Genomic DNA, 19,729 nt, shown 5'->3' with positions numbered 1-19,729 from the left:
AAAAGCGACTTCTAAAAGTTGCTTTCAGATAAATTTATTTAATTAAGGAACCATGGTAATTTTATATTAGAATCGCTATTCTAATAGGTATAAGCATATAAAAGTATTTGGATGGATCTATGGGGCTCGTACATTATTCAAATACTTTTTTGTATTCTGTCTATTTTTTGTAAAATAAGCCTAAAGAAATTGAGGAAATAGTTGTGAAACAAAAAAATTCTTCTTTCATAATTAAACCAGAAGCTTTTTATCCGAAATTAGAATCTAAATCTGAATTAAGTGTAGCAATGCATAAGACAATTCAAGATTCATTTAAGGCTGACCCTGTAAGTGATTTAGTTTCAGATCACAGCGTTTTAAAAGGTCATCGAGAAATCATGCGTTTAATAGAAACCGATTTTCCAAATTTAACCAAATCTCAATGGCAACAAGCTTATCAATTTTTACAACATAAACATTCTTATTTTGATGCAGAATTTATTTTACAAAGTGTTACTTTATATCTGATTGTTAAATGGGCAACTACTCAGAAACTAACGGAATTGGAACAGCAATTTATCGCTGCAGTGACTGTCGATGGACAAAGTGAACTCTATATCAAAACTAACAATGAAAAAGTTGCCGATGAGGTAAAACAAATAAATACGAATTTACAAAAAAATCAGGAACAAAATCAACAGGAACAAAACAGTGCAAACAAAGATAATTTTGGTAAATATCTTGATATCTGGTCAGCTAACAATGATAAGGCATTGAATGATTTAGAAACGCTTATTAAAAGACAAGAGTTAGATTGGTGGATTGTTAACTGGAATCCATCCGTTATTCATCAATATTGGTTAAAATTGGAAAAATCTAATCTAAGTAAATTGGATGTTTTGTCTGATCCTAGTTTTTTTAGTCTGAATAACCAACATCCTGAACTAGCAAATAAATGTTATCAAGATTCTTTCTTGGCAACGGGTCCAGTAGGAGAGAAGGTTGATTTTTCAGATATAACTGCGATTACTGATGATAATCCACTAGCATTTTATTTATTGTCCAAATTAGCCACGCAGTCGACAACGGTCAGTTTATTAATCATTAATCAGCTTCAAGGCTATACACATGGGAATCGTTATTGGCTGAATGTGGATCGTTATTCGCCTAAAGTTCGAAAAACGGCTCTTTCAATTGAAAAAGCACTGTTACCTTTAGAAAGTTCACCAAGATTAACTTCTTGGCAATTGTTTAGATTGTTTGCTGAGGATTTAGGGTGGTTTTGGGACTAGTTCAGAGTGATTCGTCTTTGTTATGTTTCAAAAATTTAAAAAGTCGATCTCCATAATTTGGGGATCGGCTTATTTTTACGGTGCTTTCTTATTGCGTTAGTACTTAATTAATCCTGATAACTATCAATCAATTCACCATTAGTTTGATCAAAAACTGCAATATTACCAATTCGAGAATCACCGACATGATTACCACCATCAATAAAGTAGCGAGCCTGCTCATTAGAATATTGAATTTTTTTGATGGGACACGGCATAGTTTGGTCAGCAAAATTGTTTGAGAAGACTGGCCTACTATTATCTTCATAATTTCCATAAATTAAAACGGTTGGTGTGTGACCCGTAATAATTGTTTTATCTGTAAAGTTATGGGCAAAAATATTGGTATTATACGGTGATTTATAAATATATTCCTCACGAATCCACAGCTTGTCTTCAATAGAGGTCATAAATGGATTTGGCCGAGTCCAATCGAGGCCAGCATGGACAAAGTATAAGTTATCAAGTGTATAGTCAATTGGCAAAGAGTCAATCCAATTTAGCATATCCATGTTTTTTTCCTTTACCAATAGACGATCTCTTTCGATAGAATATCCCCGACTGGTCAGCTCATATATCCATTTTTTAAGGGTAGCTTTGCCACCGTTTCCTAGCCAAAGCTGATCTTGCGGATTGGCCATGTAGTCCAATAGCATTTGTTCATGATTACCTTTTAGAACGATAGTTTGGTTAGGACGAGTTTGTTGATATGTTCTAATTTTTTGGAGAACCAGATAACCTTGCTTGTGACCATCTACATAATCGCCCATAAAAATAAGATTTGCTTCAGGGTATTTGGTAATCAGTTCATTAAGTTTGGTAAAAACAGCAAGATTACCATGAATGTCACTGACGGCAATGGTAACAGTATTTGGATGAACAATACTTGTCATGGTTATAATCTTCTTTCTATTAATTGGAGTTTTTAATTTGGATAGTGTTGTAAAACATGCCGAAATGGTATTGACGACAAAACTCGTAGGATCCGGAACTACTTAAGTAGCAGGAAATTCAGCAAGTTCGGACTTGTTTTGACAATTTAGAAAAATTTATCTTTTAAACCCTAAAAATAAAAAGGTTCTAAACGATATATGCAGTGGGAACTATGCTTATGATGTTTAGAGCTTTTTGAATTTATCAAATAGATACTTAATGTTTAAATTTTTTCAAAAACTTGGTGAAACAGCTAGACTATTAATTTTTTGATTTGTTGCTAGATTCATCATATGCTTGCTGTAGTACTGGAACGAATTAGTTTGTTAGGTAATGCAAGAGTTACGTTATGATAATTTTTCTTATCGTTGATTCTTAATTCTAAAGTAGAAATCAGTAAGTCAGCAATATCACTGATTGGTTGTGAAATTGTAGATAGTTCAGGAAAATAATTTTGAATAAATTTTGTTCCATCAAAGCCAATAACTCTTAATTGCTTAGGTATATCAATGTTCAATTCTTTTGCAATGTTAATAATTAATAGAGCAGTAGAATCATCTGATGCAAAAATACCGTCCACTTTATGATTATTTAGAAAATCACGAATTAACATTTTTTTAATTGCCACAGAATTGTCAGTTTTAACACTAAAATAGTGGCTTTCCAATTTGTGCTGTTTTAAAGTGTCTTCAAATCCCTGTACTCGAAGATCAGTTGGATTTTCATTAGGGCTTACATTGACGTTACCGACAAAGTAAATTTGGTTGGCTCCATTTGCGATTAGTTCCTTTGTTGCTAGCTGTGCTCCCTGATAGTTGTCACTGCTAATAATAGGGATGTTTTCTGATAAATGCCTATCAAAGGAAACTACAGGAAGATCCAAGGTTTTGTACTCTTCAATATTTGTGTTATGTGTGCCAGCAATAATGCCATCAACTTGATTGGCCTGAAGCATTCTTAAATAAGATCGTTCTTTTTCAGAGTTATTAGCAGAATTACATAATATTATTTTATAGTCTGCACCAAAAAGCTTATTTTCAAGATCCTCAATTAACTCTGCATAAAATGGATTGGTCACAGACGGAAAAATTACGCCAACTAATTGAGTTTTTTTACCTTGTAAAGATCTGGCTAAAGAGTTTGGTTGATAATTTAGTTCTTTCATCGCTGAAAAAACTTTTGCACGGGTTTTTTCACTCAGAGATCCATAATTATTAATAACTCTGGATACGGTAGTAGAGGAAACACCTGCTTTTTTTGCAACGTCAGATAATTTTGTCACGTTTCATCATTCCTTATTTACTTGCGTCAAATTCCAAAGACAGCTTTTAATACTAAGGGCCCTTTTTGTAGAAACATTAATTTGATTTTGAAATTTATTTGGGAAAACCCTAAGTGTAACTACTTTATAACCCTTATTCAAATATATTTCAATAATTGATTTATCCACGAATACATTTAGTGTCAGAGGTTTGTGAGCAGGTAGGATGCTTGTACGCTTAAAACCATACTTTTCTGCAAAGCAAATGCCTGATTTGGCTCGATCTACGATTACCGTGCCCTTGATAGTGTTAAAACTAATTTTTACAGAATATTTGTTTGATGAGTCCGCCATAATATTTAAATCACCATTTGTATTTTGGGGAACGTCAACTTCGAGTTCATATGAATTAGATGTATTTTTAAATAGGATTGTATTTGTGTTGAAAATAGTAATATTTTTAAAAGTAGGCATTTTACGTAAAGATTGTGTTTCTTTAACTGGATATTGATACAGATGGTCATGCTTTAATGTAAGTTCTTTAACAAGGCTCAGACAATTTGCCCACCCATCTTTGTCGGTTGGGTAGCTAATGTCTGGCAAACCAACCCAACTAATTGCAAGAGCTCGACCATCAGGCGCGTTAAAAGCTTGTGTTGCGTAAATGTCAAATCCATCATCCAAGTTTTTAAGTGAGGTTGGTTGATCAATTGTAGCTTCTTTTTTGTCAAAACGATTTCCAGTAATATAGGTGTTTGGATAGATATTTTTATAATTTAAAATGTTTTTCTCTAATTTTTGTGGGCAAAAAATTAGAACAGGCTTTTTACCAATGAAAATTAAATTGGGACATTCAATCATACAGCCCAAGATTTTATTTGAAAAATGTAATTCATCTTGAAATTTCCAAATTTTTAGATCTGCAGATGTGAATAATAAAATTTTTCCTTGTAAATTTATATTTTGGCCACCAATAATAGCCATGTATCCAGTTTTCGTTTTAGTAATTTGTGGATCTCGAAATTCATTTGTGTAATTAGACGGTACATTTGAAATTAGAGGATTAGGTAGTTTTGTAATTTTATTGTTAGGATCTAACCACGCGCCATTTTGATATGAGTGGCGACGCCAATTAGTATCCCTAGTATTTCCTGTATACATAATAAACAAACTATTTTTAACGGGTAAAGCAGATCCTGAGTAAACGCCCTGTGAATCAAATTTGGAGTCAGGCAATAGGGCAGGACCGATATTTTTCCAGTGAACAAGGTCTTTGGACTCAATATGAAACCATGATTTTAATCCGTGAACTGGTCCAAATGGATAAGATTGATAAAATAGCTGCCATTTTCCGTTAAAATAAGAAAATCCATTTGGGTCATTAAGAAGGCCAGTTGCTGGTTGAATATGATAATCTGTTCGCCAAAAAGAATAATGCACGCTTTTTGCTAAACTATGTACATAAGATTTTTTCCAATTACGATATGGTTTATATCTTAAATCTGTGGTCCATGTATTAATCATAGTATGACTCCTTTGCTTTTATGATAAGCGTAAAGCATACGATTACATGCTTATAACATGAGTATAACATGAGTATAACATAATTATAAATAAAGTTTTGATAAACGTTTGACAATTTTTAAAAACTTTGTATACTAGATTTGTAAAACGTTTTCAATTAAAAACAACGAAGGAGAATTCAATGGAGAAAAAATGGTGGCAAAAAGAAGTTGTTTATCAAATCTATCCAAGAAGTTTTAAAGATTCAAATTCAGATGGCAATGGTGACATTAATGGTATTACAGAAAAACTAAAATATCTTTCTAATTTAGGAGTTACTATGATCTGGATTTGCCCTATATTTAAGTCTCCAATGGTTGATAACGGGTACGATATTTCTAGTTTTGAAGAAATCAATCCAATGTTTGGTACGCTAAGCGATCTTGACAAATTAATTGCAACTGCTAAGCAATTGAACATCAAAGTAATGCTCGATTTAGTTATTAATCATACGTCGGATGAACATGAATGGTTTAAAAAAGCTTTGAAGTATCCAAATAGTAAATATCGAGACTATTATATTTTTAAATCTTCACAAAATGGCAATAGGCCTAATAATTGGCGATCGTTGTTCGGAGGCAGCGTCTGGGAGCCGGTCCCTGGTGAAAATACATTTTATTTTCATTCTTTTCATAAAAAACAACCGGATTTAAATTGGGAAACCCCAGAATTGAGAAACGAAATTTATAATATAGTCAATTGGTGGCTGAATAGAGGAATCTCCGGCTTTCGACTAGATTCAATAACGTTTTTGAAAAAGAATCAAAGCTTTAAATCGTTTCCAAGTGATGGAAATGATGGATTGGTTTCTTGTACAAAGGGAACCCGTAACCAACCTGGATTAGATATTTTTTTAAAAGAATTAAATAAAAAAACTTTTTCAAAACATAATTGTATTACTGTTGGTGAAGCACCTGGAGTGAAATATTCTCAGCTTGATGATTTTATTGGTGATAATGGCTATTTTTCAATGATATTTGATTTTCACTATGCAGATATTGATGTCGAAAGTGGGAGTGAATGGTGGAAACGAACGGATTGGACAGTTAAGGATTTTAAAAGGTTATTATTTAGAAGTCAAGATGCCTTACAGTTAGCAGGATGGGGAGCTAATTTTATTGAGAACCATGATCAACCGCGGGCACTTTCAAAATACATTCAAGATCCTAAATATCAAAATGCAATTGGTGCAAAAGCTTTGGCAGCTATGTACTTTTTTTTGAGAGGAACACCATTTATCTATCAAGGGCAAGAATTAGGTATGCATAATTTTACTAGAAGCAGTATTAAAGAATTTGATGATGTTTCAAGTGTTGATAATTATCGGCGGGCAGTTAAAGAAGGGTTTGATCATGTTCAGGCGCTTCAATTTGTAAACTTGCGAAGCAGAGATAATACTCGTACTCCGTTTCCATGGAACATTTTAAAAAATGCTGGTTTTTCAGAAGCAAATCCGTGGTTGTCACTTACTGAAGGTTATCAAGATCTTAATTGTGAAGAAGAATCTGCACAGAAAGATTCGGTTTTGAATTTTTATAAAAAAAATGATTCAACTGAGAAACAGTTCAGAGAACAGTGAAGAACTAGTTTATGGTGATATTCATGAGCTTACTGAAATACCAAACGAAGTTATTGGGTATGTACGGGGGAGCAAGCAACATTTTTATAGTTACACGAACTTGTCATCTTCATCCATAAGTATAAAGATTTCTTTTAAAGCAAAAGTTTTATTGAATAATTATCCTAGTTTAAATTTAGAAAATCAAAAATTGAAGTTAAAACCGTATCAGACAGTTTTATTAAAGGAGGAAAGATGAATTATGAAGAATGAAACGAGCAAATATAAAAAAATTGCCGATCAATTAATAAACATTGTAGGAAAAGATAATATAGAATCAATTACACATTGTGTTACTCGGCTTAGAATTGTTGTGAAAAACAGGAACGCAATTGATGATGATGCAATTCAAGACGTAGATGAAGTAAAGGGTGTGTTTTACACTGGAGGACAGTATCAAATTATACTGGGTACCGGTATAGTTAATAAGGTTTTTGACCAGGTCTCTGGGGTAAACAAAGATGGTACTGAGGACAGTAAAAATGAGGAAACTACGAATACAGGTGGCTCATGGATAGATAAGCTAAAACGAGGAATTAGGATTCTGAGTGATGTATTTTTACCAATTGTACCTATTTTGGGTGCCACTGGGTTATTCCTTGGATTAAAGGGTGTAATGTATAATCCAATCGTATTAAGTTGGATTGGAATGACACCCAAAATGATTCCTAATTCAGTGACAACTCTTTTGACTGTTTTGACTGGAACTGCGTTTAATTTTCTTCCAGCTTTTATCTGCTGGTCGGCGTTTAAAAAGTTTGGTGGAACGCCAGTTATTGGATTCCTTATTGGGTTAATGTTAGTATCCCCATCACTTCCCAATGCATATGATGTGGCAAGTGGAGCTATTAAGCCTATTATGCTTTTTAATATAATTCCAATTGAGGGTTATCAAGGTAGCGTGCTAACTGCTCTATTTACAGGTATTATTGGAGCAAAATTAGAAAAAAGATTAAGAAGAGTTATGCCAAATTCGATGGATTTAATTTTTACACCCTTTGTTGTAGTGCTTGTTATGTTGACACTAGCATTCTTGGGTTTTGGACCCATTGTTCATCTTATTGAACAGGGATTGGTACATGCAATTCGTGCTTTCCTATATCTACCATTTGGAATTGGTGGATTTTTGATAGGTGTTCTGTATCCATTGTGTGTGATGACAGGCCTTCATCAAATGTCAATTGTTGTTGAAACCTCTTTACTGGCAGCAACTCATTTTAATCCAATGATTACAGTAGAAGCAATGTATGGATTTGCAAATGCTGCTGTTTGTTTGGCTTTGGCGTTACATAGTCGTAAAGCATCTCAAAGGTCAGCTGGTATTAGTGCAACAGCAACTCAAATATTAGGAGTAAGCGAGCCTGCCTTATTCGGTGTTGTTTTACGGGCTGGGTTACCGGCACTTTTGGTGATGGTATTATGTTCTGGATTAGGAGGAGGTATTTTATCTCTACTTCATATTCAAGCAAATTCATATGGTCTTGCCGTGGCATTATCTCCTTTAATGTATATTTATTCGGCACATCAATTAATAGTGTATGTATTAGTTGGTATCGGTACTTTCATCGTAGCTTTCTTGGCGACAAATACATTTGCTATTCCAAAAGATGATCGACAAAGGTCTATTCATGAAGAGGATAAACCTTCAATGACTATAAATGATAACCAAATTGGAACAACTGCATTATTTGCGCCGGTTGTGGGAAAAGTTATAAGTTTAAATGAAACGAACGATCCGGTGTTTTCTCAAAAATTAATGGGTGATGGATTTGCGGTTGAACCAACAAATGATGAAATTATGAGTCCTGTAAGTGGAAAAATTACTATGATTGCTGAAACAAAACATGCTGTTGGTATTACTACTAAGAGTGGGTTAGAAATTCTTGTTCATATGGGAATTGACACAGTTTCTTTAAAAGGTAAGCCTTTTGATATAAAAGTGAAAGTTGGCGATAGTGTTCATATTGGTCAAAAGATTGCCAAAATGAACGTAAAAGAAGTTAAAGCAGATGGTAAAGATGCAACAGTTATGGTGGTGATGACTAATATGAATGATGTGGTTAGTGATTGGAAACTTGAAGCTATTAATCTTGACGAAAAGGATTATCCTGAAATAGGAATTGCTACAATGAATGGACAATAACAGCTGAATGTAAAATGAATCATACTTCTTTAAGTTGAATTTGCGGTTTATATACTAATTAAATTTGGAGATAAAAAGAGCTAGAAATTTTAAATTTCTAGCTCTTTTTTCAGTTGCATCTGACATGCACTAAAGTTCGTTACATTTTTTATAATATAAGCATGAAATGCTCAGTAGATAATTAGTTTCTGGGTATTGCCGTTGTGTCACCAATTATGAGATCAGCGTTTTCTAGTTTTTGTATGGACTCATTTTTTTTATTAATTAATGCATCAAGCATTTTGAAACTATCTTCAGCAATTTGTTTTTCATTTTGTTGAACATGTGTAAAATGTACGACTGACTCATTATAAAAATGTGGTGAGTCATAACAAATAATTGAAAAATCATTTGGAATTTTATAATTCAGTTCGATTAAAACTTGATAAAGAATTGTTGCAGGATAGTACTCTGTTACGAAAAATGCGGTGATTTGAGGGTCTTTTTTTAATAGAGCAATTACTTTTGTTTTAAGTATTTCCTTTTTAGTAAGAAGTTCTTGGCGTTGTTCATAATTAATTCCTTGAGTATATAAAATAGAGGTTACATTTTTCGGAAAATTATTTAAAAATGTTTTTGCGTGCGTTACTCGATCCTGAATTGAAGAATCAGATGCATTTTGTTTTGGAACAATACAAATATGTCGATGACCAAGCTTTACTAGATACTCTAAAGCTTCTTGAGTGGCCTTTTTGTTATTAGTTACAATATAGCTGGCGTTAACATCTTGAATATAACGATCAAGCAGAACTACTGGATATTCATCGATAATCAATTTAAGTATTTCTGTGCCAATTACCTTTCCTGGAATTGGCCAAATAATTAATCCATTTGCATATTGTCGCATTCGCTGAATAGCCCGTGATTCGTCTTCAAAAGAATTGTCTTTAGTTTCAGCATAAAGGAAGTTTACATTATTTTCATTAGTGATACTACTTAAAGTAGAAAGAATTTCGGTTCCGAAAGATGGTGCAAGTTTTGGAAATATTGCTCCAATAGTAATAATTTCACTTTTTTTACGATTGATTATTTTAGGCTTGTTTGTGCTAAGAACGAAAGAGCCTTTTCCTGGGAAACGTTCAATTAACTTTTTATTTACCAGTATATCCAAGGCTTTTCTTACCGTCATGCGGCTGACACCAAATTGTGCCATAAGCTCAGATTCTGTTGGTAATTTATCACCTCCCCTTAAATCTTTGTTAGTGATTTTTAATTCCAATTCTTGCTCGATTTTTCCATATAATGTTGTTTGTGTTTTATCTTCCATTGGCTACCTGATTTCTGAAACAAATTATTTAATGTACGATTATTATAACATATGTTAAAAGATATTCACTAAATTAAAACTGAACTTAATTATAACAGTGCTATTCGAATTTTATAAAAAAATTCGAAAAAAATTGGAAAAGTACGCGCCGTACAAGCATGTACATTTATTATATATAAATGCATGACAAAATAAATATTAAATACATATAGACAAACAATATAAAAGGTGGTACTTTATATATGTAAGCGATTTATAAATAGAGGAGGAAAGTTTTATGAAACGTGTATATATTGTTCCACACAGTCATTGGGATAGAGAATGGTACATGCCATTTGAGCAACACCACATGAGATTAATTGAACTTATTGATAATCTTATTAAATTGTTTAAGACAGATCCAGAGTATAAATATTTTCATCTTGATGGACAAACTATTATCTTAGATGATTATTTGCAGGTTAGACCAGAAAATCGTGAAATTATTCAAAATCTAATTAACCAAGGAAAGTTACAAATTGGGCCGTTTTATATTTTACAAGATGCATTTTTAACTAGCAGTGAATCTAATGCACGTGATATGTTGATCGGACATCGTGACTCGAAGTCATGGGGCAAACATATGGTACATGTTGGCTATTTTCCTGATACTTTTGGTAATATGGGCCAAGCACCGCAAATGCTTAAGCAAGTTGGATTAGATACAGCTATGTTTGGGAGAGGAGTTAAGCCGACTGGTTTCTCAAATTCTACATCACCAGAAGATAAGTTTTCCACTGAATTTTCAGAGATGAAATGGGTTGGGCCTGATAATTCATCTGTGTTAGGAATCCTATTTGCTAATTGGTATGACAATGGTAAAGAAATTCCAACGGATCCTATTAAGGCGAAAGCTTTTTGGGATAAAAAGCTAACAGATGCTGAGAAATCCGCTTCTACAGATGATTTGTTATTCCTGAATGGGAGTGATCATGAGCCAGTGCAAATGGATCTATCTAAGGCTATAAGAACGGCCAATGAATTATATCCAGATATTGAGTTCATTCATGGAAATTATGATATGTATATAGAACAACTTAAAAAAGATCTTCCAAAAAAAATAGATGAGATTGATGGTGAATTAACATCACAGGAAACTAATGGGTGGACAACGTTAGCTAATACTGCATCCAATAGAATCTATCTTAAACAGTGGAACACAAAAGTTTCTAAACAGCTTGAAAACATTGCAGAACCTTTAGCAACAATTGCTTCACAAAAAACTGATTTTGAATATCCGCATGATCAATTAAGATATGCTTGGAAGTGGTTAATGCAAAATCATCCGCATGACAGTATATGTGCTTGTTCTGTGGATGATGTAGCTGATGAGATGATAACTCGGTTTAAAAAGTCAAATCAGGTAGGCAAATTTGTTGCTGATGCTGCTCTTAACAAAATAAAAGGTCAATTAAATACAAACAAAATTCCCCATAATTTAGGTGAAATTCCGTTTACAGTTTTTAACACTGGAACCTCAAACAAAACGGGTACCGTGATCGCTGAAATTCCAATTAAAAAAATTAAGTTTAATCCCAACAAGGATAGTTCTGAAAAAATATATCAGGCACTTAAGAACGAGAATACTCCCAAATATACTGTATATGATGATCAAAATAAAACTATTCCCGCAGAGGTGCTAGATAGCAAAGTCAAATTTAATTTTGATTTGCCAAAAGATAAGTTTCGACGGGCATATATAGAAAAGGTGATCCACGTAAAAATATTGATGGAAAACATGAAACCAGTTTCGTGGAAAACTTTTAAGTTAGTGCCACTTAATATTGATTCAAAAGTTTTGCAGAAGAACTCAATGATTCACGATGGCATTTTAGAAAATGAATTTTTAGCAATTAAATTTTCCAAAAATGGTACATTAAGCGTTACTGATAAACAGACAGGGCATTTATTTAAAGATCAATTATGTTATGAAGATACTGGTGACCTTGGAAATGAATATGTTTATCGAGCACCAAAAAACTCACGACCAATATTTTCTAGTGATTTTCCAAACAAAATCGTTATTAAAGAAAACAACAGTTTTGTAGGTAAGGTTGAAATTAAAGTAAAAATGAGAATACCAGTTTCAATGAACAAGAAATTAAAAGAGGAGCAAGAGGAGCATCTCGATTACCGTCTTCGTACTGCGCAAAGATCAGGGCGATTCACTGATTTTACGATTCAAACTGAAGTTACTCTGGAAAAAGGCAGTAGAAGAATTGGAATTCGTACAAGCTTTGATAATAATTCTATGGATCATCGAGTTAGAGCGTTATTTTCAACTGGCCTTCAAACAAAAGAACATTATGCAGATAGTATATTTGAAGTTGTTAAACGGCCGAATAGCGTTAGTGATAAGTGGAAGAATCCAGAGAATCCTCAACATACACATAGTTTTGTAAATGTTCATGACAAAAAAGTGGGAGTTACAATTTCAAACTTTGGACTAAATGAATATGAAGTAGACAATACTGGTAAACAAATTGCTATAACTCTTTTAAGAAGTATTGGAGAAATGGGCGATTGGGGATACTTTCCAACTCCTGGTGCTCAATGCCTAGGCCAAAGTGTTGTAGACTTAGGAATTGCATTTCATGGTTCGAACGAAGAGTCAAGATTACAAACATTTCATGATGCATTTGCTGCACAAGTACCATTTACAATTATTAAGGATGAGTGGAACGATGGTAAGATAGAAACAAGTGGTTGTTTTGTTAATGTGCCATCTAAAGAAATCAAAATAACAGCTATAAAATTACAAGAGGATGGCAACAATGTGATAACCAGACAGTATAATCTGACTAACCACGAAAGCCACAAAGGATTTGTTATAGGAGGTTATGTACCATATAAAAGCAATATATTAGAAAAGCAGTTTGACAGAGAAACAGCCAATCTTAAGTTACAACCATATGAGATACACACCAGTGTTTGGAGGAAAAAATAATGAGCAGGCTTGTTAATGAATTAATTAAACGCCAAAAGAAAAACTATATGCAGAACCCTTTTATTACTTCTCTATTTGGAGCAGATCCTGCGGCACATGTTTGGAAAGACGGTCGTCTTTATGTATATGCATCTAGAGATATTGATAAATCAGGAAGTAACCTGACAATGGATTACATGGACCATTATCATGTGTTCTCTACTACTGACATGGTTAACTGGGTAGATGAGGGCGAAATATTTAGTTCTGAACAGGTAGACTGGGGAATTGATGGATTTATGTGGGCGCCCGATGCTGCATATAAGAATGGTAAATATTATTTTTATTATCCTCATCCAAGTTCGGCTCCCTGGAATGATAATTGGAAAGTTGGAGTTGCGGTTAGTAAGCATCCAGCCTCTAATTTTGAAGATATAGGAACTATAGAAGGACTAGGTGGTCATGCATTAATTGATCCGTCTGTGTTTATTGATGAAGACGGTCAAGCTTACATTTATTATGGTGGGGGTGCACATGCATATCAAGGAAAAATGAACGAAGATATGGTTTCATTGGCGAAACCGATGCAAACAGTTGAGGGGCTTAGAGATTTTCATGAGGCTGCCTGGATTTTTAAGCGACAGGGCATTTACTATTTCACTTATTCAGATAATCATAGTGGTGCAAATCACATGTGTTATGCAACTAGTACAACGCCATTAGGTCCATGGAAATATCAAGGATATTATATGCTACCGGTTGGATGTGAAACAACTCATGGTTCTGTTGTTGAGTACAAAGGAGAATGGTATGCATTCTATCATAACAATGCAGTTTCAAATTTAAACGAATTGCGCTCGATTTGTTGTGACCATCTACAATTTAATAAAGACGGTACAATCCAAATGGTAATTCAAACGAGGAACGGAACATTGCCTTTAGAAGAAAATGGATTTGAAAAGCCACTAAATTTTCAACAGTATTCAGTGAAAGATAATAATAACTTGATTGACTTGAAATTAACAAAAGAAAAGCGTTCGCCATTCCAAAATATTGTTACTGGATTTGATCATTTCGGATCTTCAATTTGTTTTAGAAAAGTAAATGGATTTGAAAACGGACGTGTTGCTTTGGGTATTTATTATGGAACTGCCGCTAATCTCTCAAAATTGAGACTTACTGTGAATGGTAAAGATTGGTCACTAGTCAATTGTCCCTATACAGGTAGTGGACATACCTTTGATGGTTACTCAACAATCACTATACAAATAAAACCTGGAGAGAATAATACTGTGATTCTTACTGGGGGCGCTGGCGAGTTATCATTAGAGGGAATTTCTGTAGCTCAAGTTAAGGAAAGATAGAAAGGAAGGATGAATTATGCCTGTTGTATTAGCAAGAATTGATTCACGTTTAGTACACGGAGTTGTTGTGACAGATTGGTATGCAAGCCTGAATCCAAAACGTTTTATGATTATTGATGATGAAATTAGCAAGGACCAAACTAAAAAGAATACTATGAGAATGGCAAAACCAGCAGGAACTGGAATGTCCATCATTGATACTAAAACCGCTATTGATCATTTTAAAAAAGGTCAATATGATTCGCAACGAGTCTTCGTTTTGGTCAAGGATCCTGCAGTGATTATTAACTTAATCGATGCAGGAATACAAATTCCTAAAGTGGATGTTGGAATTATATTTATGGATACAGATAAAACAAAAGTTTCGAGCTATGTCGCTCTTGGAAAAAGAGATGAGCATCAGTTAAAAGAAATTCAAAAAAGAAATGTACCAGTTGTTTTGCAGTACGTACCCAGAGATACAGAAGAACCAATTGAAAAATATTATAAATTAATTAAATAGGGAGTGAAGATAATGCCAATAATTTTACAGAATATTTTAATCACTGTTTTTGCATTTATTTGGGGAATTGATACAGTTGGATTTCAAGTTGTTAATGTATTAACACCTCTGGTTGTTGGAGCAATTACTGGAAATTGGACCGAAGCAATTACAATCAGTGGAACGTTTACTTTAATGGGTTTGGGTGCTGTATCAATTGGTGGAGCATCAGTACCAAATTATGGTTTAGCGGGGTTGATTGGATCATATATTGCAATTCGTTCAGGATCAGGGCTGAATACAGCAATTGCAATTGGAATTCCAGTTGGATTATTAGCGATTCAATTAGATATTCTTGTTAAAACTTTAATGAACTTTGTGGCATCTCATGCGGAACATTTGGCTGATAAAAAGGAATTTACAAAGATGAATCGTTTCTTGTACATTGGCCCAGTTTTATATGGACTTGCAATTGCAATTCCGGTTGGAATTGTTGCCTTCTTGGGAACAGCTGTTGTTAAGTCCATTCTGTCAGTAATTCCAACGTGGTTTATGAACGGGTTATCTATAGCTGGGGCTATGTTACCAGTCGTCGGAATTGCCATTTTAATGCATTACATGCCACTGAATAGATATATGAATTATCTTATCATTGGCTTTGTGGCGGCAGCTTACTTAAAGTTACCAGTTTTGGCAGTTTCACTTTTGGGTGCGGCATTTGCTTTCAAAGTATTTTTAGACAGTAAAAAGGCAAGTACAGCAAATAACGTGGCAAGCCAAGCAAGTGCTAAAGATCAAGGAGATGATTATGATGAGTGATAATCAGACATTTAAACTTTCAAAAAAAGATAAAGAAAAAGTTTTTTGGAGGTATACAATTGTTGGGAATAGTCTTTTTAATTACGCATCAATAGAAGCGCCTTCCTTAGTTTATGCGTTAAGTCCGGCGTTGCGCAAAATTTATAAAAATGATGATGATTACAAGGCTTCTTTGAAGAACCAATACAAATATTTCAATACAACCCCTATTATGGCAGAGTCATTGATTGGTGCATCTCTGGCCATGGAAGAAAAAAATGGAATTAAGGCGCTTGAACCAGTTCAGTCCCTAAAAACTTCATTAATGGGGCCGTTTGCGGGGATTGGTGATTCTATATTTAATGTAATGTTGAATACTATTATTGGATCAATTACAGGATCTTTAGCTTTATCTGGTAATCTAGTTGCTCCAGTTTTAATCGGATTTGTATGGGCTATGATTATGCTTTTTGGAGTTAAGCGTCCGTTGTTTTGGGGTGGATATAATTCAGGTATCGCGATTGTTGATAAATTTGGTGATCAGTTAAGTCGGCTTACAGACGCTGCATCGGTTTTAGGTGTAACAGTTGTTGGTTCTTTAATACCAACAGTTATTAAAATACAAACTGGATTAACAATGAAAACTGGAAAAGTTTCAACAAATATTCAATCTGGTATGTTAGACCAAATTATGCCTGCCTTGTTACCTGTTGTTGCAACTTTTATCATCTACAAGTTGCTGAATAATAAAAAATGGACACCAACAAAATGTATTTTCTTAGTAATTGTATTTGCACTTGTTTGTTCATTTTTTGGAATTTTAACAGTGCCAAAATAAAAAAGGAGAATTATTTTAAATGCGACAAATTATAATTGCATCTCATGGCGAACTAGCGAATGGAATGAGCGACACTTTGCAATTTCTTGGAATATCCTCGAAAAACATTTATACTCTCTGTGCTTACAAAAGTAATAAACCTATTGATGATGAGGTCAAAGCATTGTTAAATAAGTTTGATGAAAAAAAAGATGAAATCATTGTTTTTACAGATATCATGTCAGGCAGTGTAAATCAGTCTATATTTCCTTATGTGAAAGATAAAGGAGTCAAGCTTATCACAGGAATGAGTTTACCGTTACTTATGGCGGTCAGTTTGTATCCACAAAATCGGGTGTTAACTGATGAAAACATTCGAAAGTTAATAAGCGAAGCTCAGGAACAAATTAAGTTTATGAATGACTATAAACCCGCGTTAGATGATGATGACGAATAAAGTTGGAGAGTTTCATAATGAACATTGCGGCAGTGTGCTTAGATTTGGATGGAACCTTGCTAACATCTAATGGAACAATTTCAGAAGAAAATATTCGTGCAGTTCAGGATTTGGATAAATTCAATGTACAAGTAATACTTGCGTCTGGACGACCTGAGGAATCGTTAAAGAATTTTACAATAAGAAATTTGCATATTCCAACTTATAAAATCTGTTTTAATGGGGCACTAGTTGTTTCTCCAACTGGAACAATAATAAAAAAAAGTTTATTGAACTCTCAGGATGTCTTTAAAGTTGTTACATTGGCTGAAAAGAATAAGATAGCAGTTAATTTTTCAACACAGGACAAATGGATTAATTTTGATCCTGGAAACAATTTTGAAAGAGTCGATAAATACAATGAAACTTTAAATGACATTCGTATTAATACGTTGTCACAAATGAAACAGTTATATGCAAAAAAAAGGTGTCTGTGTTAAAAATTGGTATGCACATTTCAAATAAACAATTATTAAAAAAAATGAATAAAAATCTTCATCAATTACCAATAAATGTCGTTCACTCAGATAGTGAATTTTTGGAAGCAACTGCAAAGAATGTTTCAAAATTCTCGGCGGTACAAACAATTTCTAAGACAGCTGGATGGAATATCAATGATGTTATGGCCTTTGGAGATTACGAAAATGATCTTGAAATAGTATCTAATGTTGGGCATGGTGTAGCCATGCGTAACGGTATTGAGCCAATAAAAAGAGCTGCAGAGTTCGTTACTAAAAGTAATGACAAAAATGGAGTTGCTGTTGTTTTGAACTCTTTAATGAAAGATGGTGTATATCCAAATTTGAACTACAAAGGATGAAATTCTAATTATGTAATAAATAGAAATTACGAAGTGATATACTGAGACTTAAACATATGTTTGTTGAATTTTTTTGAGGGAGAAAATAAAAATTATGTATTACGGTGGAATAGAAGCTGGTGGAACAAAATTTGTTTGTGCAGTTTCGGATGAACATCAACAAATTATTGCTCGTACAAAATTTGCTACAACAACGCCTAATGAAACGATCATAAAGATTAATACTTTCTTTTCTGAATATTCAGTGGTCAGAATGGCAGTTGGAGCATTTGGACCGATAGGAATTAATCCGGATTCCCAAGATTATGGTTATGTAAAAGAAACACCTAAAAAAGGTTGGCAACATTTTAATTTTTTGGGAGAGTTAAAAAAGATTTTTCATATTCCAATTGTTTGGACGACAGATGTAAATGTGGCGACTTATGGCGAATATAAAATGGGGGCCGCCACCAACAAAAGTAGTGCTTTATACTTAACCGTCGGAACAGGAATTGGCGGAGGACTTATCTATAAAAATAATGTTTTCCAAAATTGGAATCATCCAGAAATGGGACACATTATGGTTTCTCCAATGCATAAAGACAAGTATACCGGGAATTGTCCTTACCATAAATCGTGTTTAGAAGGAATGGCATCTGGACCAGCTTTGGAGGCAAGGGCTAACCAAAAAGCACTTGCAATTCCAAAGGATGATCCGTTATGGAATTTAGAGGCTTTTTATTTAGCACAGGCTGCAATGACGTATACATTGTTGTATGCACCAGAAATTATCATATTTGGGGGTGGTGTTTCTAATCAGGAGCAACTGTATCCTTTAATTAGAAAGTCTTTTTCGAAACAACTTAATCATTATGTTGATACACCAAAATTAAACAAGTATTTGGTACATGCTAAATTAGGCGATGATGCAGGGATAACAGGAGCATTATTGTTAGCCCAAAATAAATAAAATTATAAATATTTAAACACTCTTTAGAAAAGTACAACGAACAAATTGTTCATTGTACTTTTTTGTTAATTAAAATTTTTTTGTGAAATACTGTGAATTACAGTGTTCGATGTAAAATAAGAACTCATTTTGGATAGCAAAGTGTGAATTCTTATTAATACACATGTTAAAAACATTGAAAGATTTGCGTTTAAATAGAGTGGTTATGATTTTCTGCTTTTTTTGTATGATGGCTCTGAATACGAATTGCATAAGCATCTAGAAATATTCTAGTAAGAATTTGAAGTGGTAAACGAGACCGAACTTCATATTTCGGAAAATATGATTCTGCGGATTTTACGCCTAAAAAAATCAAATCTGAATATTGGATGATATTGCCATCATTATTGCAAGTAAAAGTAATTGTGGTGACATCGTTTTCAGCTAATGAGTGTGCCGCACTCACTAATTCTGGTGTATTGCCATTTAATGTTAGGAAAATTGCAACAGTATCGATACCAGTAATTTGTTTACTCAAAGTTTTAATAATATTAGGATCGTCGTGTAGCTGAGCATCCTTACCTAACAATTCAAATTTAAGGAGAATATCTTCGCCAATTAATTTAGATAATCCTCTGGCAAAAATATAAATATGTTTTGCTTGGCTAACTTTTTGAATAGCATCTTCCATAACGCCAATGTTGAGATTGCTGATAGTATTGTCTACTTCATATTGATTTTTTAGTATGGCAGAACGAATCTCGTGATTCGTTTCCTTTAAAACTTTGAAATCTTGTTTTTTGTTAGTTAATTTACGAATTGCTTCTTGACGAAATGGAGTATATCCTGAATATCCCATTTTTTTCATGGTACGCACAATTGTGGCTGTCGATACATGTTAGTGTAAGGTTTTCCTAGATGGTCAA

At 33.6% G+C, this 19,729-nt stretch carries 17 protein-coding genes; 12 read left to right on the top strand and 5 right to left on the bottom strand.

Features of this window, described 5'->3' with window-relative positions; all coding sequences use genetic code 11:
• Positions 1-203: 203 nt before the first annotated feature.
• Positions 204-1,271 (top strand): hypothetical protein, encoded by a 1,068-nt coding sequence (locus IV84_RS04055; protein WP_046870845.1) that lies wholly within the window; start codon positions 204-206, stop codon positions 1,269-1,271.
• Between the two features lie 107 nt (positions 1,272-1,378).
• Here the strand turns inward: IV84_RS04055 and IV84_RS04050 are convergent, their stop codons facing one another.
• From IV84_RS04050 to IV84_RS04040, 3 genes are all read right to left on the bottom strand, one after another.
• Complete coding sequence (locus IV84_RS04050; RefSeq protein ID WP_056986148.1) at positions 1,379-2,203, bottom strand: metallophosphoesterase family protein; 825 nt, start codon at positions 2,201-2,203, stop codon at positions 1,379-1,381.
• A gap of 329 nt (positions 2,204-2,532) precedes the next feature.
• Positions 2,533-3,525, bottom strand: coding sequence for a LacI family DNA-binding transcriptional regulator (locus IV84_RS04045; RefSeq protein ID WP_046870597.1), 993 nt, complete (start codon positions 3,523-3,525; stop codon positions 2,533-2,535).
• Between the two features lie 6 nt (positions 3,526-3,531).
• Complete coding sequence (locus tag IV84_RS04040; RefSeq protein ID WP_046870596.1) at positions 3,532-5,028, bottom strand: sucrose-6-phosphate hydrolase; 1,497 nt, start codon at positions 5,026-5,028, stop codon at positions 3,532-3,534.
• Positions 5,029-5,209: 181 nt separating this feature from the next.
• Between IV84_RS04040 and IV84_RS04035 the strand changes: the two genes are divergently transcribed.
• Together IV84_RS04035 and IV84_RS04030 are read left to right on the top strand one after the other, a co-directional pair.
• Complete coding sequence (locus tag IV84_RS04035; RefSeq protein WP_420865358.1) at positions 5,210-6,646, top strand: alpha-glucosidase; 1,437 nt, start codon at positions 5,210-5,212, stop codon at positions 6,644-6,646.
• A 241-nt stretch (positions 6,647-6,887) separates the two neighbouring features.
• Complete coding sequence (locus IV84_RS04030; RefSeq protein ID WP_046870594.1) at positions 6,888-8,828, top strand: PTS sucrose transporter subunit IIABC; 1,941 nt, start codon at positions 6,888-6,890, stop codon at positions 8,826-8,828.
• Positions 8,829-9,009: 181 nt separating this feature from the next.
• Here the strand turns inward: IV84_RS04030 and IV84_RS04025 are convergent, their stop codons facing one another.
• Entirely contained in the window at positions 9,010-10,134 is a 1,125-nt protein-coding gene (locus tag IV84_RS04025; RefSeq protein ID WP_056986147.1) for a GntR family transcriptional regulator, read from the bottom strand.
• 277 nt (positions 10,135-10,411) lie between these two features.
• Here IV84_RS04025 and IV84_RS04020 point away from each other — a divergent pair, with 277 nt between their 5' ends.
• The 9 genes from IV84_RS04020 to IV84_RS03980 all read left to right on the top strand — a co-directional run bounded on the left by IV84_RS04020 (position 10,412) and on the right by IV84_RS03980 (position 18,824).
• Entirely contained in the window at positions 10,412-13,120 is a 2,709-nt protein-coding gene (locus tag IV84_RS04020) for an alpha-mannosidase (RefSeq protein WP_056986146.1), read from the top strand.
• On the top strand, positions 13,120-14,463 hold the full coding sequence (locus IV84_RS04015; protein WP_081036072.1) for a family 43 glycosylhydrolase: 1,344 nt from the start codon (positions 13,120-13,122) through the stop codon (positions 14,461-14,463). Before IV84_RS04020 ends, IV84_RS04015 begins: the two co-directional genes overlap by 1 nt.
• A 16-nt stretch (positions 14,464-14,479) precedes the next feature.
• Positions 14,480-14,965 (top strand): PTS sugar transporter subunit IIB, encoded by a 486-nt coding sequence (locus IV84_RS04010; protein WP_056986145.1) that lies wholly within the window; start codon positions 14,480-14,482, stop codon positions 14,963-14,965.
• A 12-nt stretch (positions 14,966-14,977) separates the two neighbouring features.
• A complete protein-coding gene (locus tag IV84_RS04005; RefSeq protein WP_056986144.1) occupies positions 14,978-15,763 on the top strand; it encodes a PTS mannose/fructose/sorbose/N-acetylgalactosamine transporter subunit IIC in 786 nt (261 codons plus the stop codon).
• Positions 15,756-16,580, top strand: a complete 825-nt coding sequence (locus tag IV84_RS04000; protein ID WP_056986143.1) for a PTS system mannose/fructose/sorbose family transporter subunit IID — start codon at positions 15,756-15,758, stop codon at positions 16,578-16,580. Before IV84_RS04005 ends, IV84_RS04000 begins: the two co-directional genes overlap by 8 nt.
• Positions 16,581-16,599: 19 nt before the next feature.
• Positions 16,600-17,016 (top strand): PTS sugar transporter subunit IIA, encoded by a 417-nt coding sequence (locus IV84_RS03995; RefSeq protein ID WP_056986142.1) that lies wholly within the window; start codon positions 16,600-16,602, stop codon positions 17,014-17,016.
• A gap of 17 nt (positions 17,017-17,033) precedes the next feature.
• Positions 17,034-17,495 carry an HAD-IIB family hydrolase gene (locus IV84_RS11300; protein WP_056986141.1) on the top strand — a complete coding sequence of 154 codons (462 nt, stop codon included), beginning with the start codon at positions 17,034-17,036 and terminating at the stop codon, positions 17,493-17,495.
• Positions 17,489-17,875, top strand: coding sequence for an HAD hydrolase family protein (locus tag IV84_RS11295; protein ID WP_056986140.1), 387 nt, complete (start codon positions 17,489-17,491; stop codon positions 17,873-17,875). The genes IV84_RS11300 and IV84_RS11295 overlap by 7 nt, the downstream gene beginning before the upstream one ends.
• Before the next feature lie 94 nt (positions 17,876-17,969).
• A complete protein-coding gene (locus IV84_RS03980) occupies positions 17,970-18,824 on the top strand; it encodes an ROK family protein (protein ID WP_056986139.1) in 855 nt (284 codons plus the stop codon).
• A 190-nt stretch (positions 18,825-19,014) separates the two neighbouring features.
• On the opposite strand, the gene IV84_RS03975 is transcribed toward IV84_RS03980, so the two are convergent.
• On the bottom strand, positions 19,015-19,671 hold the full coding sequence (locus tag IV84_RS03975; RefSeq protein WP_145913121.1) for a MurR/RpiR family transcriptional regulator: 657 nt from the start codon (positions 19,669-19,671) through the stop codon (positions 19,015-19,017).
• Positions 19,672-19,729 lie beyond the last annotated feature (58 nt).

It is taken from the genome of Pediococcus damnosus, from assembly GCF_001437255.1.
Classification (GTDB): domain Bacteria; phylum Bacillota; class Bacilli; order Lactobacillales; family Lactobacillaceae; genus Pediococcus; species Pediococcus damnosus.
The sequence above is the reverse complement of the archived record's forward strand: the minus strand, read 5'-3'. Positions and strand labels throughout refer to the sequence as shown.

What these genes read in the sequence shown, in the direction of transcription:
- IV84_RS04050 (WP_056986148.1), bottom strand. Translation starts at nt 2,203, where the DNA reads ATGACAAGTATTGTTCATCCAAATACTGTTACCATTGCCGTCAGTGAC.
- IV84_RS04040 (WP_046870596.1), bottom strand. Translation starts at nt 5,028, where the DNA reads ATGATTAATACATGGACCACAGATTTAAGATATAAACCATATCGTAAT.
- IV84_RS04035 (WP_420865358.1), top strand. Translation starts at nt 5,210, where the DNA reads ATGGAGAAAAAATGGTGGCAAAAAGAAGTTGTTTATCAAATCTATCCA.
- IV84_RS04030 (WP_046870594.1), top strand. Translation starts at nt 6,888, where the DNA reads ATGAAGAATGAAACGAGCAAATATAAAAAAATTGCCGATCAATTAATA.
- IV84_RS04025 (WP_056986147.1), bottom strand. Translation starts at nt 10,134, where the DNA reads ATGGAAGATAAAACACAAACAACATTATATGGAAAAATCGAGCAAGAA.
- IV84_RS04020 (WP_056986146.1), top strand. Translation starts at nt 10,412, where the DNA reads ATGAAACGTGTATATATTGTTCCACACAGTCATTGGGATAGAGAATGG.
- IV84_RS04015 (WP_081036072.1), top strand. Translation starts at nt 13,120, where the DNA reads ATGAGCAGGCTTGTTAATGAATTAATTAAACGCCAAAAGAAAAACTAT.
- IV84_RS04010 (WP_056986145.1), top strand. Translation starts at nt 14,480, where the DNA reads ATGCCTGTTGTATTAGCAAGAATTGATTCACGTTTAGTACACGGAGTT.
- IV84_RS04005 (WP_056986144.1), top strand. Translation starts at nt 14,978, where the DNA reads ATGCCAATAATTTTACAGAATATTTTAATCACTGTTTTTGCATTTATT.
- IV84_RS04000 (WP_056986143.1), top strand. Translation starts at nt 15,756, where the DNA reads ATGAGTGATAATCAGACATTTAAACTTTCAAAAAAAGATAAAGAAAAA.
- IV84_RS03995 (WP_056986142.1), top strand. Translation starts at nt 16,600, where the DNA reads ATGCGACAAATTATAATTGCATCTCATGGCGAACTAGCGAATGGAATG.
- IV84_RS11300 (WP_056986141.1), top strand. Translation starts at nt 17,034, where the DNA reads ATGAACATTGCGGCAGTGTGCTTAGATTTGGATGGAACCTTGCTAACA.
- IV84_RS03980 (WP_056986139.1), top strand. Translation starts at nt 17,970, where the DNA reads ATGTATTACGGTGGAATAGAAGCTGGTGGAACAAAATTTGTTTGTGCA.
- IV84_RS03975 (WP_145913121.1), bottom strand. Translation starts at nt 19,671, where the DNA reads ATGAAAAAAATGGGATATTCAGGATATACTCCATTTCGTCAAGAAGCA.